This is a genomic window from Longimicrobium sp. (assembly GCF_036399255.1).
In the GTDB taxonomy this organism is placed as follows: domain Bacteria; phylum Gemmatimonadota; class Gemmatimonadetes; order Longimicrobiales; family Longimicrobiaceae; genus Longimicrobium.
Map to the genome: position 1 here is coordinate 24,016 of NZ_DASWNM010000096.1, position 26,959 is coordinate 50,974.

Consider the following 26,959-nt stretch of genomic DNA (forward strand, 5'->3'; position numbering starts at 1 on the left):
GGGTTCCGCAAGTGACGCCGCCACTCCAGACCCGCCGGAGCGGCGGCGTTTTTCGTTCAGTGCGCGGGCTCTTCCGCCGCGTACGCCACGGGCTCCGCGCGGCCGTGCAGCGCCAGGCGCACGGTGTCGCCGGGGTTGGCCTCGTGCGGACGGCCCTGCACCAGCACCTCGGGGCCGCCCTCCGTCTGCACGCGGTAAAAGGTGGCGGCGCCGGCAAAGCGGCGGTCCGCCACGCGCGCGGCGATGGCGTCCGCCGCGCCCTCCGGCGCCAGCTCCAGCGCCTCGGGGCGCACCATCAGCCGCACCGCCGCGCCCGCCGTCCGTGGCGCGTCGCCCGCCAGCCGCGCGCGCCACACCCCGCCGGCGGCCAGGCGGCAGAGGGCGTGCTCCCCCTCCACCGACAGCACCGTGGCGCCGAAGAAGTTGGCGCGGCCCAGAAAGCTGGCCACGAACGCGTTGGCCGGCGCGCCGTACAGCTCTTCAGGAGTGCCCAGCTGCTGAAGCCGGCCCCGGTTCAGCACGGCCACGCGGTCGCTGAGCGCGAACGCCTCTTCCTGGTCGTGGGTCACGAAGACGGCCGTCATCCCCAGCCGCTTGAGCAGCGCGCGCAGCTCGTCACGGGTCCGCTCGCGCAGGGCCGCGTCCAGATTGCTGAGCGGCTCGTCCAGCAGCAGCAGCGGCGGCTCGGGCGCCAGCGCGCGGGCCAGCGCCACGCGCTGCTGCTGCCCGCCCGAAAGCGCCTGCACCTTGCGGCGCGCGTAGGGCCCCAGCTCCACCAGCGCCAGCGCGCGCTCCACCGCCGGCGCCAGCGCGTCGCGCCGGTCGCCCCGTGACTTCAGGCCGAACGCCACGTTCTCCCACACGTCAAGGTGCGGGAACAGCGCGTAGTTCTGGAACACCATCCCCACGTCGCGCTTTTGCGGCGGAAGCGTGCTCACGTCGCGGTCGCCCACCACGATGCGGCCGGACGTCGGCGTCTCGAAGCCGGCGATCATCCGCAGCGTAGTGGTCTTGCCGCAGCCGCTGGGGCCCAGGAGCGTAAGGAACTCGCCCGCGGCCACGTCCAGCGACACGCCGTCCACCGCCACCGTCTCGCCAAAGCGGCGCGTCAGGTTTTCGAGCCGGAGCATCTACAGAGTGCGAGAGTGCGTGAGTGCGTGAGTGCGATGATGCCGGTTGATCCGCCTGACGGCGGCGCGACCCGCGGGAGGCCCTTCCCCGGGCCTCGCTCCGCTCGTTCCTTGCGGAGAGAGGAGGTGTGGATCCGCCGGCAAAAAGCGAACTTCCGGCTGCGGACGCGCAGGTGCCTGGAACGCCGCACACCGCCGGGCCGCCGAGTCCGCGCCGGCGGACTTTGCGCCGTTCCAGCGGCGAATTCTTCGCTCCTGCGGGCGGTCTGCACGGTGCCCTTCTGAGCCGCGAGCGTCTCGTCCGCCATCAGGCCCTCACTTGGCGCCCTGGTTGCGGACGTGCTCGTCCCAGTAGCGCATCCAGGCGGGGCCCTGCTGCTGCAGGCGCGACCAGTCGATGGGCTCGGGCTTGATCTGGCCGCGGATGGCGCGCAGCCGCTCGGGCAGCGAATCCGGCGGAACGTCGTTGCGCGCGGGAAGGCGAAAGAAGTCGCGCGCGGCCGGCACCAGCGCCGCGTTGCTGCCGATGAACTCCACGAACTGCCGCGCCAGCTCGGCGTTGGGCGCGCCGCGCACCACCGCCACCGCGTCCACCAGCAGGGGCGTGCCGCTGCGGGGGATCACGTAGTCGATGGGATAGTTGTTCTGCGCCTTGATCATCTCGATGTCGGGCAGGTCCCACAGCGTCACCACGCCCTCCTGCCGCGCCAGCTTCTGGTACAGCATCGTGGGATTGAGGACGTACTCGCGCGTCTGCCCGTCCAGCCGCCGCAGCCAGGCAAAGCCCTGCGCCGTGTCGCCCGTGGCGCGCAGGGAGCGGTCGATGATCATCCCGAAGATGGTGCGCATCGTTCCGCTGGCCATCGGGTCGCGGATGATCACCTTGCCCTTCCACTGCGGGGCCAGCACGTCGTCCCAGTCCTGCGGCGCCTGCGCGGCGGGGATCACGGCCGAGTTGTAGGCGATGACCTCGGGCGTCAGGTAGTTGCCGTGCCACAGCCCCTGCGCGCTCCTGGCCTCCGCGGGCAGCCCGCCCGCCCAGGTGGGGACGAAGCGCTCCAGCAGCGAGTCGGCGGCCGCCTGCTCGAAGAGCGGCGCCGGCGCGCCCCACCACACGTCGGCCTGCGGGTTGGCGCGCTCCGAGCGAATGCGGTCGTAGACTTCCTGCGAGCCCATGTCCAGCGCCTGCACGTCCACGCCCGGGTGCAGCGCCTCGAACTGCTTTTCGAACGCCTGCAGCATCTCGCGCCCGTGCGGCGAGTACACGGTCACCACCTGGCTGGCGTCTCCCCCGCCGCCGCACGCCGCCGCCAGCGCCAGCCCCGCCAGCGCGACCAGCCTGCCCCGTCTATTCAGCATGTGCCTGTCTCAAGGATGTTGATGCCCCGGGTTGCCGAGGCTCGGCGGGGTGCCCCTCCCCCGGCCCCTCCCCGTTCGTTCCTCACGGAGAGGGGAGAATTCGATCGCGCTCCAGACGGCTTCGTGCGCGTCCGCCGGCGCCCCCTCCGCTCGCTTTGGCTCGCACCTCCCCCAAAACCCCTGGGGGAGGTTGAACTGCGATCGCGCTCCGGATACCTGGACTCGCGTCACCTCTCTCTCTCGCCGTTTGCGGGGGAGAGGCCGGGAGAGGGGGCCTCTCTCCGGCGCAGGGCGATGCGATTCGCAGCGCATCGAACCCGGCTTCACCCCAACCTCCCCCAGCAGTTTTGGGGGAGGTGGGCGAGTAATGCGAGCCCGGAGGGGGCGCCCCGCCCCTCGCGCCGATCCCGAGGAAACGCCAACTCTCGGGCGCCGCCGGGGAGGGCCCGGCGGGCCTCACGCCGCCGTCAGCAGGATCGGCTTGCCGCGGGTGATGACCAGCGTCTGCTCGTAGTGCGCGGCCAGGCCGCCGTCCGCGGTGCGCACCGTCCATCCGTCGCCCGACTCCACCCACTGGCCCGTCGTTTCGCCGATGATGGGCTCCACGGTGATCACCAGCCCCTCGGTGAGTGGCTGGTTCATCCGCGCGTCGTAGTAGTTGGGAACGCTGGGCTCCTCGTGGATCGTCCGGCCGATGCCGTGGCCGTTCAGGTCGCGCAGCACGCGAAAGCCGCGGCGCCGCACCTCGTCCTCCACCGCGCGGCCGATGTCGTTCACGCGGTTCCCCACGCGCGCCACCTCCATCGCCCTGGCGAACGCCGCGCGGGCGCAGTCCGCCAGCCGCTGCGCGCGCTCCACCACCGGGGGCACGGCCACGGTGACGGCGGCGTCGGCCATGTAGCCGTCCTTTTCCACCGTCACGTCCAGCTTGACCAGATCGCCGGGCTGAATGACGCGCGCGCCCGGAATCCCGTGCACCACCTCGTCGTTCACGCTGATCAGCACGTCGCCGGGAAAGCCGTACACCATCTTCGGGGCAGAGCGCGCGCCCTGCGCCCGCATCACCCGCCCCCCGACCTCGTCCAGCTCCGCGGTGCTGATGCCCGGCCGCAGCGCCTTTTCCATCGCCCGGATGATCATCCGCACGATCTTGCCCGCACGCTTGAGGCCTTCCAGGTCCTTCTGGTTCTCGATCGACATGAACGGCAGGGGACAGGTTACAGGGGATAGGTTACAGGTTACAGGGGACAGGTTACAGCCAGCCTGCGATTCCGACCGGCACCGTGCCGGCCCGGCCTGCGATCCGAATGAATTCGCCGCAACAACTACACAAAGTCTGGCTGCGCGGACTCGGCGGCCCGGCCGCGTGCGGCGTCCAGGGCGCCTGCGCGTCCGCAGTCAGGCCACCCCCGCGGCAACGCCGCAGAGCTGTCGCCACGCGTATACGCTCTCCCACTCCCGCACTCCCGCACTCCCGCACTCCCGCACTCCCGCACTTCCATCCGCTACTTCGCCCCCAGCGCCAGCAGGTTCGCGAACAGGCGGTACGCGCCGGGGACGCCGGCCGGGAACTGGCGAAAGAACGCCAGGCCGGTGTAGACGTACGTGCCCTGGCCGTGCTTCGCGATCAGCAGGCCGCCGCGCAGCGGGGTCTCGCCGGGGTCTCCGGTCTCCAGCAGAGGCGTGTACGCGGGGTCCCACGTCTGGGCGAAGTACAGGCCGCGCTCCTGCACCCATCCCGCCCAGTCCGCCTCGCCGATGCGGTTGGGCGTGGTGAACACCGGGTGGGCGGGGTCGATGATGCGCACGGGCGCGCCCTCGTCCGTCACCCGGCCGTGCGGGCGCGCCATGGTGATGGGAAAGGGCGTAAAACCGCCCTCCACGATCTCGTACTTGTTGTACTGCACGATCATCGTGCCGCCGCGCGCCACCCAGTCCAGCAGCCGGCGGTTGTGGGCGATCAGGTCGGTGCGCACCTCGTACGCACGGCTCCCCGTCACGATGACGTCGAAGCGGTCCAGGTCGCCTTCGGCAAGGTCGTCCGCGTCCAGCAGCTCCGGCGTGATCCCCAGGTTGGCCAGGAACCCCGGCCCCTCCTCGCCCGCGCCCTCCACGTACGCCACGCGCAGCCCCTGCGGCACGCGCAGGTCGATGGCGCGCACCACCGAGCGCGCGTCGTGGTACAGCGGACGGGCGCGCACGTGCGGGTAGTCGATCATCTGCACCCCGCGCGTGAACCGCTCGCCGCTCTCCGCCACGAACACCGCGGAAACGGGATGGTCGCCCGCCGCCGCGCCGGCCGCGGGCGTCACGGTGAAGCGCACCTCGCGCACCTCGCCCTGCCCGGCAAAGCGGACGGGGACGGAGGCCGGCTCCACGCGCCAGCCGGCCGGCGCCTCCAGCCGAACCTGGCCGGCGATGCCGTCCCGCTGCTCGGCCGCTAGCCGCACCGTGTAGTCGATGGGCCGCGGCGCCGCGGTGGAAAGCACGCGCACGGGCGGGTCCAGCAGCACCGAGACCGCCGGCACCACCATCACCGGCCGGCGCAGCTCGCCCTGGCGCGGGTCCACCTGCCGGTAGGTGAGGTCGGTGCAGAAGTTGAGGGCGACGCCGTTCACCTGGCCGTGGCCGCACGCCGTCAGCGGGTCGGGCCCGAACGGCTCCGCCAGGGGCTCGCCGCCCCGGTCCGGGTCCCAGGTGTACAGGTCGCCCTGGCGCCGGTCCAGGAGAAAGTACGGCTCCGTCACCCGGGCCTCGCGCGGCACCTGCAGGCGCCACCGCCACGCGGACAGCGCCCCCGGCGCCACCGTGCCCGACGGCGCCGCGTTCTCCGGCAACGACGTGGCGGACCACTCGCGGCCGTCCGTCGTGGCGAGGCCCACGTTCTCGATCCGGAGCGAGTCCGCGCCGCCGTTCCACACCGAGAGCTCCACGTCCACCTGCTGCCCGGGCGCCAGCCGCGCGTCGCTCGCCAGTCCGTCCACCACGATGCCCAGCGCCGACAGCGCCGCCTCTTGCACCTGCGCCATCTCCGCCTCGATGTCGCCGGCGAGTTCGGCGACGCCGTTGGTGCGGGGCAGGGAGTCCTGCGCCAGGCGCAGCGTCCCCAGCGCCTGCAGCAGCTCGGCGGCGCTGGCGCCCGGCTGCAGCGGGTTGAACCGCGCGCGGACCGCCTGCACCTGCTGCTGGTACCGCGCCAGGGCGCGCGCGGCCGTGCTTTCTCCCGGCTCTCCGGGAGCCAGCGTGGTGTCGATGCCGGCCCAGATGGACGACTCGGTGCCCGTGCCTGCGGGAAACACGCGGCCCAGCGTGCTCCAGCGCGGACCGGGGAGCTCGGCCTGCCCCATGTCCTGCGAGCGGTGCAGCGAGCGGCTCGCCATCGCCAGCTGATACGGCGAACGGCCGAGGAGCGGGTCCAGTGCACCGGTGGGCACGCGCACGGTGGCGCCTTCGGTGTTGCCGCGGAGGGACTGGTACAGCTTGGCCACCTGCCAGGGGCGCAGCATTCCGGGAAAGCGCGCCGGGTCGGCCGCGGCCGTGAACGCCTCCTGCGCCAGCATGGCCGACACCTGGTGCTGGCCGTGCCCGTCGCGCGGGGTGCCGCTGAACACGGTGACGATCACGTCCGGCCGGTACTGGCGAACCACCCACACCACGTCGCGCAGGATCTCTTCGCGCGGCCAGTGGCGAAAGGTTTCTTCGGCGCTCTTGCTGTAGCCGAAGTCGTACGCGCGGGTAAAGAACTGCCGCGCGCCGTCCACGCGGCGGGCGGCCAGCAGTTCCTCGGTGCGCAGCAGCCCCAGCCCCTCGCCCAGCTCCGGCCCGATGCCGTTCTGGCCGCCCTCGCCGCGGGTCAGGGACAGGTAGGCCACGTCCGCGCCCTCCCGCAGGGCGAAGTGGGCCAGCAGCTGGGTGTCTTCGTCGTCGGGGTGGGCGCCCACCATCAGCACGCGCTTGGTGGTGCCCAGCTTGCGCAGCTGCAGTCCCAGCGCGGCGGCGCCGCGGTACTCGCCGCCCCCGTCCTGTGCGCGGGCGGGGGCGGGCGTGCAGGGCAGCAGCAGCGCCGCCGCCAGTCCGATTGCGAGGCGTCTACGGTTCATGAGATCCAAGCTATGTTGGGCGTTTCGGGCGCACAATCTCCTGCCCCCGTCGCCACGGGGTCGCCACGGGCTGAAGCCCGCGGCTGAAAGGGCCACAAGCCCGGTCTCGGCTCGTTGCACTCGCCGAACCGGGCTTCAACACCAACCTGTCCACCGTCCTCGGACCGTGCCCACGCGAGCGGGGCTTATGGCATTTCTAGCCCCGGGTTTCAACCCGGGGTGCCCGTCCGTGGCGCCCAGCCCGGGGTGCCCGACCCGGGACGGCCGCCCGCCCCATTCCCGCGACGCGTGGCCATCTCCGGTGTTTACCAGAGGGCGCAAAGACATTAGAATGAAAGCGCTTCACCCTCCCTCCGCCACCCTCCCATGCCGCGATCTCCCATGCCTCCGACCTCCGCGTCCCCGCCCGTGCCGTCGCTCAGGGAGCAGATGGTGCGCGAATCGTGCTCCATGGTGCGCCACCTGGTCACCAACGGATCCCGCCTTCCGCCCACCGTCATCCAGTCGACGGACCAGTTCGAGACCGCGCTGGCGCAGAACCAGCCCATCGACGTTACGGCGCTCGCCAGCACGCACGAGCGGCTGTCGCGGCTGGTGTCGCCCGCCCGGCCGGGAACGCTGTACCTGCTGGACCATGCGCAGCAGCCGGGAAGCCGGTCCAGCTCGCTGGGGCCCGTACGGCTGGTGCAGCAGCTGGTGCGCGTGGCCATGGTGTGCGTGGGCATCTTCATCATCCTCAGCGTGATGGCCATGGCCGACGCGCACCCCACCGTGCAGCTGTTCAAGCGCGACCTGCTGGTGGTGGAGATCATCATGCAACGGGTGTTCTGGCTGTCGGCCGCGGGGATCGGCGCGTCGTTCGCCATGCTGTTCCAGATCAGCGAGCAGATCATGGCGCGCACCTACGATCCCGACGAGACCGCGTCCACCTGGGTAAAGTTCTTCCTGGGCGTGGTGGCGGGCTTCATCCTGGTGGCGCTGGTGCCGTTCGACACCACGGCCGACACCGGCGCCGAGGCGCTGGGCCCGCCCACCATCGCGCTGCTGGGCGGGTTCTCGGCCTCGGCCGTGTACCGCATCCTCACGCGGATGGTGGAGGCGCTGGAGTCGGTGTTCACGGGCGGCGCGCGGGAGCAGGCCGCCGCCGCGGAGAAGACCGCCATGACGCGGGCCGCCGAGGAAAGCTCGCAGGGGCGCATGGCGGTGGCCGGGCAGCTGGTCGAGATCCAGCAGCGGCTGGCCGCGGGAGAGGCGCCGGAGCGTGCCGCCGCGCAGCTCCGGCAGGTGGTCGCCGCGCTGGTCCCCTCGTCGTCCGAGTTTCCCAGCGGCGCGACTGCCCCGGAGCCGCGGCGCACGCCGACGGACGAGGCTCCCGACAAGGTGCCGGCCTTTGCCGTGGTCTCGGCGCCGCAAGACGCTGCGGCGTCGGTGGATGCGTCCGCCGCGGCGGATTCCGCCACGCACCCTGAGGGAACGGCCGCCGCATCGGGGTGAAAACCAGCCCTTGACAAACGCACGGGGAGTCGATTACACTCCCCGCCCTGGGAGTCGCGTCCCTGATGTTACCGGCCTTCGCACCGCCTTTGCGGGTTTGATGCGGAACGCCGGCCCCGGACCACGGAGCACCGTGGACCGGAGGCATCAGGACGCGGCTTTTTTGTTTTGCGGCGGGATCGGCTTTCCCGCCATCGGCTCACACGCTTCGACTGACAGAACGAACGACGATGCAGCGACCCATCCACAACGCCCGACATGCGCAGCCGGAGGCCTTCATGGCCTGCTCCGGTACGGCGCCGTCGTGCGCGGTGGAGCCGCGAGAGACAATCGGGATCGTCGTCCTGGCGGGTCGTGGCACGCGGGCGGGATGGGCGGATTGCGGGCTGGCGAAGCCTGGCGTCCAAGCGCATACGGGCAGTCTGGCGGGGCGGGACCGGCGGATTGGGAGGGAGTGGTACAGGCAGCGCGGGAGGACCGTGGCACGCCCCTGATTTGGGGCGTGATCTCACGAGCCACAGGGAGCGACGCACCATCGCCCCGCCCGCGCACCGACGCAGGCGGGGCGATTTTCGTTTCACGACAGCGCGGGAGGTGGATGGGATGATTCACGAGGGCAGTCCGCGGTAACACGCGGGGCCGGCGGGGCGCGGAGCCCTGAAGCGGGTGGACAAACGCGACCCCTCGTCAGAAGGGCGAAGCGTTCCCGCCGGCCCGAAGAGCAGGAACGAGGTGCTGGGTGATGGTGGCCGTAGCTCAACGGATAGAGCGCCGGATCGTGAATCCGGAGGCGGGGGTTCGACTCCCCTCGGCCCACCCCAGCGCACCGCAGGGATACAGGAATGCCCGTAGCTCAGCCTGGATGGAGCACCGAGCAAAACGGCTTCCGCCGCACACTCGTCCGCCTCGCGCGGGCCGATGGTGGACGCTTAACGGGACTCGGCGGACGCGGGTTCGAATCCCGCCGGGCATTCCGGAAACGCAGGGTAGGGAATAGGGAACAGGGAATAGGGAATAGCCGGATTTTCGCTTCGAAGGGCCGTCGGCGCGTTCATGGAGCGGCGGACGGAGCAGGATCGTGGGCCTGTAGCTCAGCGGTAGAGCGCCACCTCGCCGGACCTTGTCCGCGCCCAGCCGGCGCGGGCCGATGGCCGAGGATTACCGACTGTCAATCCAACGGGGTCGCGGGTTCGAATCCCGCCGGGTCCACTGCGGGAAAGATAGGGAACAGGGGATAGGGGACAGTGGGATTTGATGGGCTGGATCTTTCCACCCCTCGACGCGCGCGGTTGCGAAGGGAGGGAGGCGGGGGCGCGGGTGGGTCGAACAGTTTCGGTTATCGCTCCAAACCGACCCCGGAACAAGCGACCCGGGGGCCGAGCTGATTCCTTATCCATCCGTGCCGGCTTTTTCATGGAAGTCCATTCATCACACGCGGCCCGGGCGGGTCGCACGGCTCCGGTTATCGCAGACGTACCCCCGGAACAACCCCGCGAGGGCCGGGAACCGGACCGACCATCATCCGCCCGGGCCGCGTTTGAAAGCACACGAGGAGCCGCGTCCGGCGTGCACCCTCTCCGTCCCTTGCCCGCCGCGCGCGGGCCGAAGGTGGAGGGTTACCTGGTCGCACGGGTTCGAGTCCCGAACCGGCGCGCGCTCCACGCAGGTCCGGCCCTCCGGGTCGATTTCGTCGGATTATCGTTCACAACCACCCCGCTACGCAGTACAGGGGAGGAAAACGCCGGCGACAAAACCTTATCCGGAAGGCCGGAAACCCCGCCGCGGCGGCGGGTCGAATCGAAACGGGTTATCGGGCCTGGTGCAGTGTGAAAAGCTGTCCTGGTCAAACCCGGCGAAGAGGATCATCCGCCGCCGCGGCACATTCATCCATCTCAGCCCGGAAAGGAGGGCGAGAAGAACATGCTGGATTTCACGAAGCACTTCGCGACCCGCGTCCGGGCGATGCTCACGCCGCAGTCGGAGCCCATCCCGGGCTCCGGGCAGGTGCCGAACTCGGCGGGCGGGTACGCCTGGGCCATCAACCACTGGGACCGGCTGGACCGGTTCCTCGTCCTGGGAAGCGAGGGCGGCACGTACTACGTGACCGAGCGCGCGCTTACCCTGCAGAACGCGCACGCCGTGGCCGAGTGCCTGGCGCAGGACGGCCCCCGCGTGGTCGCCCGCGTGGTGGAGATGAGCGAGGGCGGCCGCGCGCCCAGGAACGACCCCGCGCTGTTCGTGCTGGCCATGGCGGCCGGCCTGGGCGACCCGGACACCCGCGCCGCGGCGCTGGCCGCGCTGCCCCGCGTGGCGCGCACGGGGACGCACCTGTTCCACTGGCTGCGGTACGTGCGCGGCTTTCGCGGCTGGGGCCGCGGCGTGCGGCGGGCGGTGGCGGGGTGGTACACGCAGAAGCCGGCGCGCGACCTGGCGTACCAGCTGTTGAAGTACCCGTCGCGCGACGGGTGGAGCCACCGCGACGCGCTGCGGCTGGCGCACCCCCGCCCGTCCACCGACGAGCAGCGCGTGCTGTTCGCCCGGGCGGTGTCGCGGACCCGTGAGCCGGTGGAGGGCGAGGGCGCCGCGCTGGCGCTGGTGCGCGCGGCCGACCGGCTGCACGCCGAGGAGATGGATCCGCGGCAGGCGGCGAACGTCATCCGCGACAACCGGCTGACGCGCGAGATGGTGCCCACCCACCTGCTGGCGCACCCCGTGGTCTGGGAGGCGCTGCTGGAGGACATGCCCCTGACGGCGCTGATCCGCAACCTGGCCACCATGACGCGCGTGGGGCTGGTGGCGCCGGGGAGCCGCGCTTCGCACAAGGTCGCGGAGCGGCTGCGGGACGCGGACGCGCTGCGGCGGACGCGCGTGCACCCGGTGCAGGTGCTGTCGGCGCTGCGCACCTACGCCTCGGGGCGCGGCGTGCGCGGAAGCGGGACGTGGGAGCCGGTGGCCAAGGTGGTGGACGCGCTGGACGCGGCGTTCTACCTGGCCTTTGGCGCGGTGCAGCCGGCGCGCAAGCGGATCATGCTGGCGCTGGACGTGTCGGGCTCCATGGGGGCCGCCCGGGTGCTGGGGATGGAGCACCTGAGCTGCCGCGAGGCCTCGGCGGCGATGGCGCTGGTGACGGCGGCCACCGAGCCGGAGCACTTTTTCACCGCGTTCACGGCGGGGAGCCATCCGTCCATGCACCGGGGGCTGAACACCGGGCTGTCGGCGCTGGACATCAGCCCCCGCCGGCGGCTGGACGACGTGGTGCAGTCCATCAGCAACATCCCGTTCGGCGGGACGGACTGCGCCCTGCCCATGCTCGAGGCCGAGCGCAACCGGTGGATGGTGGACGTGTTCGTGGTCTACACGGACAACGAGACCTGGGCCGGGAGCATTCACCCGTCGCAGGCGCTGCGCCGGTACCGGGAGCGCACGGGCATCGCCGCCAGGCTGGTGGTGGTGGGGATGGCGTCCAACGGGTTCAGCATCGCGGACCCGGACGACGCGGGCATGCTGGACGTGGTGGGCTTCGACGCCGCCGCGCCCCAGCTGATCGCCGACTTCGCGCGGTAGAGGGCACGGACCGGGACGCCGGTCCGCGCCCCTCCGTGGGGGCCGGACCTTTTGATCCTGGAACGTGAACCTTTTGCGGGGCCGCGGCTGAGCGCCGCGGTCCCCTGATCTACCGAACGAAAGACGGAACCCGTATGAACACCGTGAAGCACAAGGAGGAAACGCCGGACCCCCGGCCCGGGCCGGGGGACTACTACATGGTGATCGCGCAGTACAGCACCTGGTACGTGTCGCCGGCGACGGCGGCGCAGCTGGGGCGCGCGCTGGACCGGCGCTGGCGGCCGCGGTGGCTGAAGTTCGTGGACATGAGCGGAAGCCGCGCGTGGGTGCGCACCGACAGCATCGAGTGCATCAGCGAAAGCACCGAGCGTCAGCGCACGGAAGATCGCCAGTTCCAGTACCTGCGCCGCAAGGAAGAGCGCACCGACCGCCGCTGGGACGACGACGAGTACTGAGTGGAGGAGGGCGGGTGCCGGTCGAGAAGCCGGCACCCAGCCCGATTGGCAGAGATCGTGATGGATGCGGCGGCCTCGTCGCGCGCCGGCCCAGGAGCGAATGAATTCGCCGCTGGAATGGCACGAAGTCCGCCTGCGCGGACTGCAATCGGACATCGGGTTGGCGACCTATGCTCTGTCTGGAGTGCGGCAGGCAGGTACGGAGCATCAACTACCGGCATTTGCGCGCGTGCTGCGGCTTGAGCCCGGGCGAGTACCGGGCCCGGCATCCGGACGCCGAGCTGATGGACCCGGACGTACGGAGCTCTATCAGCCGGCCGATGGAGCAGAACCCGCGATGGAAGGGACGGACCGGCCGCAGGTGCACGGGGTGCGGAAAGACGCTGTTCCGAAAGTCGCGCGGCGATCGCTGCGTACAGTGCCGCGACCGCTCGGGCGAGGCGAACCCGTTTTTCGGAAAGCGGCACGATGGGGAAACGCGTGCACGGATGAAGAAGGCGGCGACGCTGCGAGATCCATCCACCTATCGCGGTGGGCGTGCGGATCCCGCGTTGCTGAGCCGGCGCCGCAGCGAGGAGTGGGCGCGGCGCTCGCCCGAGGAAAAGGCGCGGCACCTGGAGGCGTTCATCGCCGCGGGGCAGCGACACAACAAGAAGAACCAGAAGACGCGGATCGAGTCGCTGGTTGCCGCGATGCTGGACCAGATGGGGGTCGACTACCGTCAGAACGTGCAGATCGGCCGCTACAACGTGGATTTCATGATCGGCTCGACGATCATCGAGTGCTACGGCGACTTCTGGCACTGCAATCCCGCGCTGTGGCCGGCCGAGCGATACAACGGATCGCTGCACCCGACGGCGGGGCAGAAGTGGGCGCGGGACGCAGGCCGGCGCTCGACGCTGGAGCAGCAGGGCTATCGATTTGCTGAATTCTGGGAAACGCAGATCCGCGACGCACCACGCGAGGTGGAGCAGGCGATCCGGACGTTACTGGGGATGGGAGACGAGGACGATGTATCAGCGACTGAATGACAAGACCATCATGTTCGGCCAGCACGAGGGGACGGCGATCGACCAGATCGTCAACGTCTCGGCCAAGGCGGAACGTGCGGCGCTGCTCGCGGACGGGCACGTTGGCTTCACGATGCCGATCGGTGGCGTGGCGGCGTACGACAACAAGGTGTCGGTGGTCGGCGTCGGCTTCGACATCGCGTGCATCGCGGCGGGGACGCCGGTCACCACGGCCGACGGCTACAGCGTGGCCATCGAAGACGTGCGAGACGAGCACCCGGTGGTCTGCTGGGACGGTGCGGCCACGCGGCCCGTTTCCCCGCACATGGGCGCGGTGCCGCGCGGAACGCGCGAGGTGCTGGAGATCGCGCTCGCCAGCGGACGCACGCTGCGCGCGACCGGCGACCACCAGATCCTGACCCGCTCCGGCTGGAAGCAGGCGGACGAGCTGGGCGCGGACGACGCCGTGGCGTGTGCTCCGTACGTCGGCCTGCCGTTCCAGGCGCAGGGGTGGGAGGTGGCGGTGGACGTGGCGAACCCGCGTGCACGCGAAGAGCTCGCCGGTCGCGGGCTGCTCCCGCTGCGCGGTGACGATCCGCGGCTTCCGGCGCTGGTCCGCGTGCTGGGCTACGCCAGCGGCGACGGGCACCTGACCGGGAACGGCAAGCGCGTGTCGCTCTACGTCTTCAACGACCAGGACGCCGCGGAGCTGGCCCAGGACATCCGCCGGCTGGGCTTCGAGCCGCGCGAGCACCGCCGGCTGCGTGGCGAGGGCCGGCGCGAGGAGATCAACCTGTACGTGGATTCCATCGCGCTGCACGCGCTGCTGGCCGGCCTGGGTTCGCCCGTGGGGAAGAAGGACTGGGCGGAGTCGCCGATGCCGTGGCTGGTGCAGGCGGCGCCGTGGGTACGCGCGCTCTTCCTTTCCGCATTCAGCAGCGCGGAGGTGACGACGCCGCGGGTGCACCGCAACGGCACCATCCCCAACCTGCAGCTCAAGCAGGCGGGGACGCACCAGCACGCCATCGAGTTCATCGCCGGGCTCCTGCGCTCGCTGGACTTCCAGGTCTCGGTCGCGGAGAGCGGGCCGCGCCGGGGTGACCGCATCACGTCGGTTCTCCAGATCCTGGGCGGGCAGGCGGAGCAGCTGCGCTTTTTCCGCGACGTCGGTTTCTGCCGCTCGGTCGAGAAGCGGGTCGCGATGGCGGCTGCGGCGAGCGTGGCCTGGCAGGGCGAGCGGTACGCCCGCAATCGGGACGCGGCCAAGGAAGAGGCTCGCGCGCGGAAGGCGGCCGGTGTGGGGTGGCGGACGGTGACGGCGGACGTGTCGGCGGAGTTCGGCGTGTCGCCGGGCTTCGTCTACCACTCCATCTACGACCAGCGCGGCCGCTCGCGGCGGCTTCCGGGCGAGGCGGTAGTCCCGGACGCGGAAGGCGAGATCTGCTGGGTGCCGGTGGAGCGGGTGCGGCGGGACGGGACCGCCGCCGTGTACGACGTGGTGACGGGAGACCCCGCCCAGTGCTTCATGGCCGGGGGCGTGGTGGTGCACAACTGCGGAAACGCGGCGATCCGCACGGACCTGACACTGGCGGACATCACCAAGGGCGGGCTGACGCTGGACGAGATCAAGCGCAACCCGCACCGGCTGGCGCAGGACCGCACGGCCAACCGGCTGGCGGACGAGATCCAGAGCACCATCAGCTTTGGCATCGGCCGCAAGAACAACGCGGACGACGCGCCGGTGGACCATCCGCTGTTCCTGGACCCGGCATGGTACGCCATCCCCAACACGGGCGGCTACCGCGACACGCTGCAGGACAAGGCGCGCCGCCAGCTGGGCACGGTGGGCAGCGGCAACCACTACGTCGACGTGTTCGCCGACGAGAACGGCGCGGTGTGGGTGGGCGTGCACTTTGGCAGCCGCGGGCTGGGGCACACCATCGCCAGCGACTTTCTGGCGCTGGGGCAGGGGCTGGACTGGGGCCGCCGTGCGCCCGAAAAGGAGGTGCTGCTGGACCTGGCGCAGCCGCTGGGGCACGACTACTGGCAGCTGATGGAGCTGGCGGGCCAGTACGCGTACGCCGGGCGCGAGTGGGTGGCGCGCAAGGTGGTTGAAATGCTGGGCGGCACCGAGCTGGAGCTGGTGCACAACCACCACAACTTTGCCTGGAAAGAGACGCACGCGTCGCCCCGGGGCGAGGAGCGCGAGTACGTGGTGGTGCGCAAGGGCGCCACGCCGGCGTTTCCGGGGCAGAAGGGCTTCATCGGCGGGTCCATGGGCGACGACGCGGTCATCGTCCAGGGCGCCACGCCGTCGGACGACGAGACGGCGGCCCTGCAGCGCGAGGCGCTGTTCTCCACCGTCCACGGCGCGGGCCGCGTGATGAGCCGCACGGCCGCGGCGGGCAAGGTGCACCGCAAGACGGGGCGGGTGATCACCCCGGGCCGCATCAACCGCGAGATGGTGGGCGAGTGGCTGGGCAAGAAGGGCGTGATCCTGCGCGGCGGCGGCCTGGACGAGGCGCCGCAGGCCTACCGGCGCCTCACCAAGGTGCTGGACGCGCAGGGGCCGACCATCCACGTGGAGCACACGCTGCATCCGCTGATCGTGGTGATGGCCGGCGCGGGCGAGATCGATCCGTACAAGGATTGAAGGGAAGTGCGGGAGTGCGTTAGTGCGTTAGTGCGTGAGTGCGTGAGTGCGTGAGTGCGTGAGTGCGAAAGTGCGAAAGTGCGAAAGTGCGAAAGTGCGAAAGTGCGGGAATACGGGAATAGAAGAGACCCGGTACTTCCGTCTCGCACTCGCCTGCTCATCAGGTGGCGCGGAATGGATCGGCGGCATTGTAGGGTGTCCGGGCGGGGATTACCTTCGCCTCGCCCCACCCGTACCGCGCCGGCCCGTCCGGCGCGATCCATTCTCCCTGTCACACGCCGGAGACGGTTGCATGAAGCGGATTTCTTTCATTCTGGCGGCGCTGCTCGCGACGTGGGCCAGCCCGGCCCGCGCGCAGCAGGGAACGCTGCTGTACTGGTGGACGCAGGCCGGCGCACAGGGCGAGTGGCTGCTGCGCACCGTCTATTCGGGTGGCGCCTCGTGCCCCGCGCCGGCGGCCGTGCGCGCCATGCCGTCGGACAGCTTTCCCGTGCTGGTGTGCCAGCAGCGGCTGGGCGCGACGCCGGTGCAGCTCCCCGGAATGCCGCGCCCGGCCGCGGCGCCTCCCACGCGGGTGCAGCGGGTGGTGGCCATCGGCGACACGGGGTGCCGGGCCAGCGAGCAGGACTGCACCGATCCGGCGGCCTGGCCCTTTGCCGCGGTGGCGTACCACGCGGGCCAGGCGAAGGGTGACCTGACGCTGCACGTGGGCGACTACATCTACCGCGAAACGTTGCGCGACTGCGGCGGAAAAACGCCGTGCGGAGACAACTGGGCGGCGTGGAACGCGGACTGGTTCGCGCCCGTGGGCGAGCTGCTGGCGGCCGCGCCCTGGGTGTTCGCGCGGGGGAACCACGAAGACTGCACGCGCGGCGGGCGCGGATGGTTCCTGTTCTTCGATCCTCGCGACGTGCCCGCGGGCGGGTGCGCCGGCACCACCGACCCGTACGCGGTGCCGGTGGAGGGCGTGGGCACGCTGCTCATCATGGACACGGCGTGCGCGCCCTCGTACTCCACCGGCTGCTGGCCGCTCAACGGGCAGAACGACCCGTCGAAGGCGATCCCGGCGTACGCGGGGCAGTACCGGCGGCTTTCGGGGCTGATCACGCAGGGGCAGCCGGCGTGGCTGGTGACGCACGTGCCCACCTGGGCGCGCGACTATCCTAACCAGGCAGACTCGGCGGGCTCGTACATCCTGCAGGCGGCGCTGCGGCAGGCGCTGCCCGGCGGCGAGCTTCCGGCGGGGGTGGGGCTCTCGCTGGTGGGCCACGTGCACGCGTGGGAGGCGCTGGACTTCGCGGCTCCGCGCACGCCCATCCTGGTGCTGGGCGACGGCGGCACGTCCGAAAGCGAGGGGCTGCCGGCCACGCTGGGCTCGCCGGCCGGCGGGGTGGCGGTGGAGGGATACTGGCCGGGCTTGGCGTATGGATACACGGTCCTGCAGGCGGCGGCGAACGGGTGGACCGTCACGCTGGTCCCTCTCGCCGGCACGGGCACCGGCGCCAGATGCACGCTGTCGAACGGCCAGCTGGCCTGCTGAACGACGGAGTGCGTGAGTGCGTGAGTGCGTGAGTGCGGGAGAGACTGATCATCCACTCCCGCACTAACGCACTAACGCACTAACGCACTAACGCACTAACGCACTAACGCACTAACGCACTAACGCACTAACGCACTTCATCCCTCCGCCAGCACGCGGCGCAGCGTCGCCAAGCCGTACGCCAGCCGCGACTTCACGGTGCCGATGGACAGGTCCAGCACGGCGGCGGTCTCGTCCAGCGACAGGCCGTCGATGTAGTGCAGGGCCAGCACGGCGCGGCTGGCGGGGGAAACGCGCTCCAGCAGGCTCGGAAGGCGCGGGAGCAGGTCGTCGGGCGCCGCCGGGGGATCGGCGGTGTCGGGCAGGTCGGGCGGAAGCTCGTCGTGCAGCTGCTGATGCGCGCGCAGGCCGCGCAGCGCGCGAAAGATCTCGCGGCTGGCGATGCGGCGCGCCCACGCGGCGAACGCGCGCGGCTCGCGCAGGGTGCCCAGCTTTCGGTAGATGAGCAGCAGCGCATCCTGCAGCACGTCGTCCGCGGCGTCGGCGTCGCGCAGCATGAGCATGGCGAACGGGCGCAGCAGCGCGTCCGCGTGCGCCAGCAGCGCCTCGAGTGCGGCGCGGTCGCCGGACTGCGCGCGCAGCACCAGCCACACGGTGCCGCGCGCGTCCTGCTCCGATCGGGGCATGGGGATGCGGAGGGCTACGCGTCGGCCCGCCGCTCGTCCAGCAGCTGAATGGCGTGCAGCAGCCGCGCATCCGCCGCGCCGGCCCGGGCGGCGATGGCGGCCAGCCCCAGCCCCAGCGTGCTGTACACCAGGATGCCGGTGATGAAGATGAGCAGGTGCGTGTCGTTGTCGAAGTCCATCACCATCAGCGCCAGCCCCAGCAGCACCACCTCGATGAGCGCGGCGGCGTAGAGGGCCGTGCGGCTCATGCGGTCGCGGCGGTCGGCGGCGGCCAGGGCGGCGTGCACGGCGGTCGGTCGGTCGGTGGTCATGGGAGAAGTCTCCAGTGTTTGTGAATGCCGGTTCAGGATCAGCCGCCGCGGGCGCGCGTGATCATCACCAGCGCGATGATCGCCGCCTCCACAATGACGAAGGCGATGACCGCCCACTTCTGGATCCGTACGTCGCGGTTGGTCATCAGGCCGATTCCGGTGCGGGTTCGTCGGCGGCGCATCATCCCAATCGTGCGCCGCCACACGACTGGAGGGGATGTGGGGCCCGGGTGTTCGAAACGGACGGAAACTCTTTGAGCGGAGGGTGTGACGATGGGAAAGAAGAAGACCAGCCAGCAAGGTTCCTTTTGAGGTCACCAGCAAGCGCCGGCGCGGCTACCCGTCCGAGACCAGGGTAAAGCGCGGCGTGCGCATTGTGCACGGCGACAAGGAACTGCGGGAGAAGCTGGGGCGCAACGACCTGTGCCCCTGCGGCAGCGCGAGGCGGTTTCAAGAAGTGCTGCATGAAGTCCGGCGGCCACGACGGCTCCAACCGCCACGACTACTTTCAGGGAGTGATCGTGCCGGACCTCCCGCAACGATCTCCCGAGTCTGGCGGCGCTCCGCGCATGCTGCTGGATGAAAACGAGGATCTGTCATTCCGAGGCCCGGCCACGCTGCACCCGGACGATCACTCCACGGGTTGCAGGGCCGAGGAATCTGCTGTCGGCTCGCGCGAGGCCGGACGCGGTAGTCCCGCGCCATCGCCGCGGCGGCGAAACAGCCAGACGGGGCCCGTGTAGGGGCGTCGCGGCAGGCCACGAGGAAACGGAAAGCAGATTCCTCGATCGCGGCCGCGCCCGGAGTGGAGGATGGTTCCGCGCGGCGCTCTCCCGGGAAGTCACGTCCGAGCGAATCGTGGGGCTGAACCGGCTCCGAGGCTCCGACAGTAGATTCCTCAGTCGGCGCCAGGGTCCGGGGCGGAGAAAGGTACCGCGCGGTGCCTCCTTCGGAATGACAGATCGCGATTCGCGTCGGCTTTCATCCTCCGCCGTTGGCGGTCGCGCGGAGAGCCGGAACGTCACCGCGATGATGATGCCCGTCGCGGATCTGATCCGGTGATCGCCAGGTGCGGACGCGCAGGTGCCTGGGAAGCCGTAGATAGCCGTGCCGCCGAGTCCGCGAAGGCGGACTTTGCATTTTCCAGCGGCGAATTCATTCGCTCCAGCGGGCGGACGGCACGTTGCCGGATTCGAATCGCAACGAGCAGTATCTGCCGCCTGGGCGGCCCTGACGCAACACTGATCATCGGTTCATGCTCCTGACCATCCGCACCACGCACCGGCCGGCGACGGACCTGGGATACCTGCTGGGCAAGAACCCCGCGCGAACGCAGTCGTTCGAGCTGGGGTTCGGGGAGGCGCACGTCTTCTATCCCGAGGCCGACGAGTCCGCGTGCACGGCGGCGCTGCTGCTGGACGTGGACCCCGTGGGCCTGGTGCGCGGCAAGGGCGGCGGCGAGGGCGCGCTGGACCAGTACGTCAACGACCGGCCGTACGTGGCGTCGTCGTTCCTGTCGGTCGCCATTGCGCGGGTGCTGCGCAGCGGGCTTACGGGCGCGTGCAGGGAACGCCCGGAGCTTGCGCAAACGGCCATTCCGCTGGAGGCGCGCCTGGCCGTGCTCCCCGCGCGTGGCGGCGAGGACGCCGTGCGCCGCCTGTTCGAGCCGCTGGGCTACGCCGTCGCCGTGCAGCCGCACGCGCTGGACGCCTCGCACCCCGAGTGGGGCGACAGCCGCTACTTCACGGTGACGCTGGCGGCCGTCACGCGCCTGTCGGAGCTGCTGACCCACATCTACGTGCTGGTGCCCGTGCTGGACGGCGCCAAGCACTACTGGGTGGGCGACGAAGAGGTCGAAAAGCTGGTGCGCCACGGCGAAGGCTGGCTTTCCGCCCACCCGGAGCGCGAGTGGATCGCCGCGCGCTACCTGAAGCACCGCCGCAGCCTGGTGCGCGACGCCATCGCCCGGCTGGAGCCGCTGGAGGCGGCGGACGACGAGGCGGAGGATGCGCCGGCTGCGGGTGAAGAGGGCGCGCTGGAGGAGCGCGTGAGCCTGAACCAGCAGCGGCTGGCGACGGTGCTGGCGGCGCTGCGCGGCAGCGGCGCCCGGCGCGTGGTGGACCTGGGATGCGGCGAGGGGCGCCTGCTGCGGATGCTGCTGGACGAGCCCGCGTTCACCGAGATCGTGGGGATGGACGTTTCGCACCGGGCGCTGGAGATCGCGGCGGACCGGCTGAAGCTGGAGCGCATGCCCGAGCGCCGCCGCGAGCGCATCCGGCTGATGCATGGCTCGCTGATGTACCGCGACCGCCGGCTGGAGGGCTTCGACGCGGCCGCCGTGGTGGAGGTGGTGGAGCACATGGACCCGCCGCGGCTGGCGGCGTTCGAGCGGGTGCTGTGGGAGCACGCGCGGCCGGGCACCATCGTGCTCACCACGCCCAACGCCGAGTACAACGTGCGCTGGCCGTCGCTCCCCGCGGGCGACTTTCGCCACCGCGACCACCGCTTCGAGTGGACGCGCGCCCAGCTGCAGGCGTGGGCCGGCGGCGTGGCGGAGCGGTTCGGCTACACCGTCCGCTACGCGCCCGTGGGTCCGGACGACGCCGAGGTAGGCTCGCCCACGCAGATGGCCGTCTTTACGCGGGTGGACTGACCGGCCGGGTCCGGTCCGCGGAGGTGATCAGCGGTTGCGGACCAGGCCCACCACCAGCCCCGCGACCCCGCCCGTCAGCACCCCGCCGCCGATGAACACCGGCACGGCGAGTCCGCACATGGAATCGCCCGACCGGCAGTTCTCGTCGAACGCGAACAGCGCCGCCGACGCCAGCACGCCCGCCAGCGCACCCGCCCCGGCGCCGACGGCGGTGTGTCCCATGACGGAAAGCCGGCGCTCCGTGACCGCCTCCCGCCCACCAGGGGCGGCGGGCCGCAGCGCCGGCGGCAGGCCGCGGTTCGCCGCCAGGACGCCGGGTGCCATCTCCGCGGCGGGCGCGGGCGGGGCGTGCGCCACGGCGCCGGGCGCGACGTCGGCGATGCGCTGGGCCCGTGCGGGCGTGGCGAACGCCATCGCCAGGCAGGCGAGGGCGGTGAGCAGGGTCTTCATCAGCTGCGGCGGGTTCGGTGGATGCGATGCGTTGCGGAAGATTCCGGCAGCGCGTGATACAGATGTTCCGTGAAAGAAGGTCCGCCGCGGCGGATCTGGAGGGATACGATGTCGAAGAACCTGCACCTGATCCTGCCCGTGGGCACCCAGGTGGTCACGCGGCGCGCGGTGGCCACGGGGGCCGGCGTGCCCATCTGCCCCGCCGGCGCCGTGGGCCAGGTGGTGGGCGCGCCCGCGGACTACTCGCACGCGTACCGCGTCCGCCTTCCCGACGGCGTGGAGGTCTCGCTGCGCCGCGACGAGCTCAGCATCCGCAAGCAGGAGCAGGCGGGCGTAATGGGCGATCCCGGCGAGGTGCTGCGCGACCACGACCTGTACGCGCACGTCGTCTACCGCTGCGTGGTGGGGTCGCGCGCGTACGGATTGGAGAACGACGCGTCGGACGTGGACCTGCGCGGCGTGTACCTGCCGCCGGCGGAGCTGCACTGGTCGCTGTACGGCGTTCCCGAGCAGCTGGAGAACCCGGCCGCCGAGGAGTGCTACTGGGAGATGCAGAAGTTCCTGGGGCTGGCCCTCAAGGCCAACCCCAACATCCTGGAGTGCCTGTACACGCCGCTGGTGCAGCACGCCGCGCCCGTGATGCAGGAGCTGCTGGAGCAGCGGCACCGGGTGCTGTCGCGGATGGTCTATCAGACCTTCAACGGCTACGTGCTTTCGCAGTTCAAGCGGCTCGAGGCGGACTTTCGCGCCAGCGGCGCGCCGCGGTGGAAGCACGCCATGCACCTCATCCGGCTTCTGCTGGCCGGCATCGCCACGCTGCGCGAGGGGCACGTGCCCGTGCGCGTGGACGAGCACCGCGACCGGCTGCTGCGCATCAAGGCGGGCGACGCCGCGTGGGACGAGGTGAACGCGTGGCGGCTGGCGCTGCACCGCGAGTTCGACGCCGCGTACGCATCCACCGGCCTTCCCGAGCGGCCGGACTACGAGTGGGCCAACGACTTCCTGGTACGCGCCCGGAGGAGCGCGGTCCGGTAAATCATGTGAATTGAAGGGCGGGGAACGATGAAGATGATGATGGATTCCGTGTTGATGGACGAGGTGCGCGCGCACCCGTATCCACTGCTGTTCGCCACCGTGAGCGGGGCGCACCTGTACGGCTTTCCCTCGGCCGACAGCGACTACGACCTCCGCGGCGCGCACCTGCTGCCGCTGGACCACTTCGTGGGGCTGGAGCCGGGCGCCGAGACGGTGCAGACGTCGCGCGTGCGCCAGGGCGTTGAGGTGGACCTGGTCACGCACGACGCGCGCAAGTTCCTGGGGCTGCTGCTGCGCAACAACGGCTACGTGCTCGAGCAGCTGTACTCGCCGCTGGTGGTGCACACCACGCCGGAGCACGCCGAGCTGCGGCGGATCGCGGCCGGGTGCATCACCCGGCGGTGCGTGCGGCACTACGTGGGCTTTGCGGCCAACCAGTGGCGGCTGTTCGAAAAGGAGCAGCCCCGGCGGGTAAAGCCGCTGCTGTACGTGTACCGCGTGCTGCTTACCGGCATTCACCTGATGCGCACCGGCCGCGTGGTGGCCTCGCTGCCGGAGTGCAACGCGCACGTGGGGCTGCCGTACGTGGACGAGCTGATCGCCCGCAAGACGGCCGGCCCCGAGCAGTCGGTGCTGGCCGACGCGGACGTGGAGTTTTACCGCGCCGAGTACCTGCGGCTGAACGAGGTGCTGGTGGACGCCGCCGAGCGCAGCCACCTCCCCGACGAGCCGGCCGCGCGCGCGGCCCTGCACGACCTGCTGCTGCGGATCCGCCGGACCCCCGCCGCCATCGCCTGATGGCGGCGGCGGGAACGGCCTGGTACACGACGGAGCCGTTCGCGGCTGTGCCGGCCTGGAGGACGAAACCTCCGCGCGTCGCCCTCTGTCATTTCGAAGGAGGCGCCGCGCGAACCCGTCCTTCGCGCCAGTCCCTGGCGCCGACTGAGAAATCTACTGTCGGAGGCTCGTGGCAGGCTTTCGACGCGACGTGGGTTGCGGATGGCCGGCTCATCGGTGGTCCCAGCCACCCACACGCGTTGACTTCCTGAGGGAGGCGCCGCGTGTGCCTTTCTGGTACGATGGAGCCTGCGCGCCGACTGAAGGATCTCGCCGGCACAACGGCGGGGCCGGCTTCAACGCTCGGATCCCGGCCCTGCGCGGGGCAGACGAGGTCATTCGGCCGCGCGCAGGCGGTTGTGTGGAATCGGGTTGCACGTGGTGCGCTCCCTCAGGACGTCATCGCTTTCGTTGTGAGTTCGGGGTTTGGCAACACCCGTGGCCTGCGCGCAGAAACTCCAGGGTGCAGTCCGCGCAGGCGGACGTTGCGTTTTTCCAGCGGCGAATTCAGTCGCTCCTGGAGGCGGGCGGCACGGCTGCCCGCCTTTGATGATGAACCACGCTCCACATCCGATGACCGATACGACCCAGGAACACGCCGAGTCCCGCGCCACGCCGCCGCGCACCCTCAACATCCCCGCCCTTTCGCTGGTGGTGATGGTGGGCGCGTCGGGGTGCGGCAAGAGCACGTTCGCGCGGCGGCACTTCCGGCCCACCGAGGTGCTGTCGTCGGACTTCTTTCGCGGCATGGTGGCGGACGACGAGACGGAGCAGTCGGCCACCACCGACGCCTTCGAGACGCTGCACTTCGTGGCGCGCAAGCGGCTGCGGGCCGCGCGGCTGACCGTGGTGGACGCCACGAACACGCAGTCCGCCGCGCGCAAGCCGCTGGTGGCGCTGGCGCGCGAGACGCACGTCATTCCCGTCGCCATCGTGCTGAACGTGCCCGAGCGCGTGTGCCAGGCGCGCAACCGCGAGCGCACCGACCGGCAGGTGCCGCCGCACGCCATCACCAGCCAGACCCAGCAGCTGCGCAAGTCCATCCGCGACCTGCGCCGCGAAGGCTTTCGCCACGTGTTCGTGCTGGACGAGGCGCAGGCGGACGCGGTGGAGTCCATCGTCCGCGAGCCGCTGTGGAACGACCGGCGTCACGAGCACGGCCCGTTCGACGTTGTCGGCGACGTGCACGGCTGCGGGGACGAGCTGGACGCGCTGCTCGACGCGCTGGGCTACGTACCTGGCGACGACGGCGTCCGCCGGCATCCTGACGGCCGCAAGGCGGTGTTCGTGGGCGACCTGGTAGACCGCGGGCCGCGCATCGTCCACGTGCTGCGGACGGTGATGGCGATGGTGCAGGCCGGCAGCGCGCTGGCGGTGCCCGGCAACCACGACGTCAAGCTGGTGCGGGCGCTGCGCGGGCGCGACGTGCGCATTACCCACGGGCTGGACCGCTCGCTGGCGGAGCTGGAGGGCGAGGCGCCGGACTTCCGCACCGCCGTCGCCGAGTTCCTGGACAAGCTGGTGAGCCATTACGTGCTGGACGGCGGCGCGCTCGTCGTCGCGCACGCGGGGCTCAGGGAAGAGCTGCAGGGGCGCGGCTCCGGCGCCGTGCGCGAGTTTGCGCTGTACGGCGAGACCACGGGCGAGACGGACGAGTTCGGCCTGCCCGTGCGCCACAACTGGGCGGCGGAGTACCGCGGCCGGGCCACCGTCGTCTACGGCCACACGCCCGTCCCCGGGCCGGAGTGGCTCAACCGGACGATCAACGTCGACACCGGCTGCGTCTTTGGCGGCCGGCTTACGGCGCTGCGCTGGCCGGAGCGCGAGCTGGTGTCCGTCCCCGCGGCGCACACGTACGCCGAGCCCGCGCGCCCCTTCCTCCCCGCGGAGGCGGCGGCGCCGGCGCTCACCGCGCAGCAGCGGCAGGACGAGCTGCTGGACCTGGACGACGTCACCGGCAAGCGCATCGTGCAGACGCGCCTGGCCGGCCGCGTGACCATCCGCGAAGAGAACGCGGCGGCGGCGCTGGAGGTGATGAGCCGCTTCGCCGCGAATCCCCGGTGGCTGGTGTACCTGCCGCCCACCATGTCGCCCTCGGCCACCACCGCGGAGCCGGGCCTGCTGGAGCACCCCGCGGAGGCGTTCGCGTACTACCGCAACGAGGGAATTCCCGCGGTGGTCTGCGAGGAAAAGCACATGGGCTCGCGCGCGGTCGTGGTCGTCTGCCGGGACGAAGAGGCGGCGCGGCGGCGCTTCGGGGTGGTGGATGAGGGGATCGGCATCGTGTACACCCGCACCGGCCGCGGCTTCTTCGACGACGGGGCCATCGAGGCGCGGGCGCTGGGGATTCTGCGCGACGCCATGACGGCGGCGGGGTTCTGGGACGAGCTGCGGACGGACTGGGCCGTGCTGGACTGCGAGCTGATGCCGTGGTCCGCCAAGGCGCAGGAGCTCATCCGCGGCCAGTACGCCGCCGTGGGCGCCGCCGCCCGCGGCGCGCTGGGCGAGGTGGCCGACGTCCTCGGTCAGGCGGCGGCGCGCGGCGCGCCGGTGGACGGCCTCCGCGAAAAGTTCGCCGGGCGGCAGGCGCTGGCGGCGGACTACGTTCAGGCGTACGGGCGCTACTGCTGGCCGGTGGAGTCGGTGGACGACCTGCGGCTGGCGCCGTTCCACGTGCTGGCCACGGAGGGCGCGCTGCACGCGGACCGCGACCACCTGTGGCACATGGACGTCATCGGCCGGGTACGCGCCGCGTCGGACCGGCTGCTGTACGCCACCGGGCACCACGTGGTGGACGTGACGGACCCGGACAGCCAGGCGCGCGCCATCGCCTGGTGGGAGGAGATGACGGGCGCGGGCGGCGAGGGGATGGTGGTAAAGCCGCTGCAGTTCACCGCGCGCGGCCGGCGGGGCGTGGTGCAGCCCGCGGTAAAGTGCCGCGGCCGCGAGTACCTGCGCATCATCTACGGCCCGGAGTACACCCTGCCGCAGAACCTGGAGCGGCTGCGCAGCCGCGGCCTGGGCGCCAAGCGCTCGCTGGCGATGCGCGAGTTCGCGCTGGGCATCGAGGGGCTGGAGCGCTTCGTCCGCGGCGAGCCCCTGCGCCGCGTGCACGAGTGCGTGTTCGGCGTGCTGGCGCTGGAGTCGGAGCCGGTGGATCCGCGTTTGTGAAGGGGTGAACGGGTGAACGGGTGAACGGGGTGGCGCGCTGCGACGTGAATCGAACTGCGTCCGCCGGGGTGCCCCTCCCCCGGCCCCTCCCCACTCGTTCCTCGTGGAGAGGGGAGACTTCGATCGCGCTCCGCAGGTTTTCGGCTCGCGTCACCTCTCCCCCTGCAGTTTAGGGGGGAGAGGCCGGGGGAGGGGGGCGTCGGCGGGCGCCAGTTCGATATCTGCCGTCGCGCCCAATCCCCTCCCCGCTCGTTCCTCTCGGAGAGGGGACTTCGATCGCGCTCCGCGGGTTTCGGCTCACGTCACCTCTCCCCCCTGCAGTTTAGGGGGGAGAGGCCGGGAGAGGGGGGCGCCGGCGGGCGCCAGTTCGATATCTGCCGTCGCGCCAATCCCCTCCCCGCTCGTTCCTCTCGGAGAGGGGAGACTTCGATCGCGCTCCGCAGGTTGGGCTCGCGTCACCTCTCCCCCCTGCAGTTTAGGGGGGAGAGGCCGGGAGAGGGGGGCGCCGGCG

The 26,959-nt window shown here is 71.2% G+C and carries 18 protein-coding genes and 3 tRNA genes; 14 read left to right on the forward strand and 7 right to left on the reverse strand.

The genetic code is table 11. From position 1 onward, the window contains the following. Nucleotides 1-56: 56 nt before the first annotated feature. The 4 genes from VGC13_RS17735 to VGC13_RS17750 form a co-directional block, all read right to left on the reverse strand. Nucleotides 57-1,130, reverse strand: a complete 1,074-nt coding sequence (locus VGC13_RS17735; RefSeq protein ID WP_331126620.1) for an ABC transporter ATP-binding protein — start codon at nt 1,128-1,130, stop codon at nt 57-59. Between the two features lie 315 nt (nt 1,131-1,445). Beyond that, nucleotides 1,446-2,489 carry an extracellular solute-binding protein gene (locus tag VGC13_RS17740; RefSeq protein WP_331126621.1) on the reverse strand — a complete coding sequence of 348 codons (1,044 nt, stop codon included), beginning with the start codon at nt 2,487-2,489 and terminating at the stop codon, nt 1,446-1,448. A gap of 456 nt (nt 2,490-2,945) precedes the next feature. Beyond that, nucleotides 2,946-3,689 (reverse strand): type I methionyl aminopeptidase, encoded by a 744-nt coding sequence (map, locus tag VGC13_RS17745; protein WP_331126622.1) that lies wholly within the window; start codon nt 3,687-3,689, stop codon nt 2,946-2,948. A gap of 305 nt (nt 3,690-3,994) precedes the next feature. Further along, entirely contained in the window at nt 3,995-6,589 is a 2,595-nt protein-coding gene (locus VGC13_RS17750; protein WP_331126623.1) for a PIG-L family deacetylase, read from the reverse strand. 381 nt (nt 6,590-6,970) lie between these two features. On the opposite strand from VGC13_RS17750, the gene VGC13_RS17755 reads away from it, so the two are divergent. From VGC13_RS17755 to VGC13_RS17795, 9 genes are all read left to right on the forward strand, one after another. Next, nucleotides 6,971-8,083 carry a hypothetical protein gene (locus tag VGC13_RS17755; RefSeq protein WP_331126624.1) on the forward strand — a complete coding sequence of 371 codons (1,113 nt, stop codon included), beginning with the start codon at nt 6,971-6,973 and terminating at the stop codon, nt 8,081-8,083. Nucleotides 8,084-8,828: 745 nt separating this feature from the next. Continuing rightward, nucleotides 8,829-8,904 (forward strand) — tRNA-His (locus tag VGC13_RS17760). Between the two features lie 21 nt (nt 8,905-8,925). Continuing rightward, nucleotides 8,926-9,056: transfer RNA gene (locus tag VGC13_RS17765), tRNA-OTHER, on the forward strand. Between the two features lie 107 nt (nt 9,057-9,163). Beyond that, nucleotides 9,164-9,292 (forward strand) — tRNA-OTHER (locus VGC13_RS17770). A 711-nt stretch (nt 9,293-10,003) separates the two neighbouring features. Next, nucleotides 10,004-11,647 carry a TROVE domain-containing protein gene (locus VGC13_RS17775; protein WP_331126625.1) on the forward strand — a complete coding sequence of 548 codons (1,644 nt, stop codon included), beginning with the start codon at nt 10,004-10,006 and terminating at the stop codon, nt 11,645-11,647. Between the two features lie 134 nt (nt 11,648-11,781). After that, nucleotides 11,782-12,102, forward strand: a complete 321-nt coding sequence (locus VGC13_RS17780) for a hypothetical protein (RefSeq protein WP_331126626.1) — start codon at nt 11,782-11,784, stop codon at nt 12,100-12,102. 488 nt (nt 12,103-12,590) lie between these two features. Next, nucleotides 12,591-13,133 (forward strand): hypothetical protein, encoded by a 543-nt coding sequence (locus tag VGC13_RS17785; protein WP_331126627.1) that lies wholly within the window; start codon nt 12,591-12,593, stop codon nt 13,131-13,133. Then, a complete protein-coding gene (locus VGC13_RS17790) occupies nt 13,114-15,765 on the forward strand; it encodes an RtcB family protein (RefSeq protein ID WP_331126628.1) in 2,652 nt (883 codons plus the stop codon). The genes VGC13_RS17785 and VGC13_RS17790 overlap by 20 nt, the downstream gene beginning before the upstream one ends. Nucleotides 15,766-16,057: 292 nt before the next feature. Then, entirely contained in the window at nt 16,058-17,305 is a 1,248-nt protein-coding gene (locus VGC13_RS17795; RefSeq protein WP_331126629.1) for a metallophosphoesterase, read from the forward strand. A gap of 137 nt (nt 17,306-17,442) precedes the next feature. On the opposite strand, the gene VGC13_RS17800 is transcribed toward VGC13_RS17795, so the two are convergent. After that, the gene (locus VGC13_RS17800; protein WP_331126630.1) at nt 17,443-17,991 is read right to left on the reverse strand and encodes an RNA polymerase sigma factor; all 549 of its coding nucleotides are present in this window, start codon (nt 17,989-17,991) and stop codon (nt 17,443-17,445) included. A 14-nt stretch (nt 17,992-18,005) separates the two neighbouring features. Further along, nucleotides 18,006-18,302, reverse strand: a complete 297-nt coding sequence (locus VGC13_RS17805) for a hypothetical protein (protein WP_331126631.1) — start codon at nt 18,300-18,302, stop codon at nt 18,006-18,008. A gap of 376 nt (nt 18,303-18,678) precedes the next feature. Between VGC13_RS17805 and VGC13_RS33480 the strand changes: the two genes are divergently transcribed. Both VGC13_RS33480 and VGC13_RS17810 read left to right on the forward strand, forming a co-directional pair. Next, nucleotides 18,679-18,885: an SEC-C metal-binding domain-containing protein gene (locus VGC13_RS33480; protein WP_349264236.1), complete on the forward strand. Its 207-nt coding sequence runs from the start codon at nt 18,679-18,681 to the stop codon at nt 18,883-18,885. Nucleotides 18,886-19,557: 672 nt separating this feature from the next. Next, a complete protein-coding gene (locus VGC13_RS17810; RefSeq protein ID WP_331126632.1) occupies nt 19,558-20,955 on the forward strand; it encodes a 3' terminal RNA ribose 2'-O-methyltransferase Hen1 in 1,398 nt (465 codons plus the stop codon). A gap of 27 nt (nt 20,956-20,982) precedes the next feature. Here the strand turns inward: VGC13_RS17810 and VGC13_RS17815 are convergent, their stop codons facing one another. Next, nucleotides 20,983-21,405: a hypothetical protein gene (locus tag VGC13_RS17815; RefSeq protein WP_331126633.1), complete on the reverse strand. Its 423-nt coding sequence runs from the start codon at nt 21,403-21,405 to the stop codon at nt 20,983-20,985. 108 nt (nt 21,406-21,513) lie between these two features. Between VGC13_RS17815 and VGC13_RS17820 the strand changes: the two genes are divergently transcribed. The 3 genes from VGC13_RS17820 (at nt 21,514) to VGC13_RS17830 (ending at nt 26,448) form a co-directional block, all read left to right on the forward strand. Next, nucleotides 21,514-22,440, forward strand: coding sequence for a nucleotidyltransferase domain-containing protein (locus VGC13_RS17820; protein WP_331126634.1), 927 nt, complete (start codon nt 21,514-21,516; stop codon nt 22,438-22,440). 33 nt (nt 22,441-22,473) lie between these two features. Then, a complete protein-coding gene (locus VGC13_RS17825) occupies nt 22,474-23,238 on the forward strand; it encodes a nucleotidyltransferase domain-containing protein (RefSeq protein ID WP_414683002.1) in 765 nt (254 codons plus the stop codon). Between the two features lie 612 nt (nt 23,239-23,850). Further along, complete coding sequence (locus VGC13_RS17830) at nt 23,851-26,448, forward strand: polynucleotide kinase-phosphatase (RefSeq protein ID WP_331126636.1); 2,598 nt, start codon at nt 23,851-23,853, stop codon at nt 26,446-26,448. Nucleotides 26,449-26,959 lie beyond the last annotated feature (511 nt).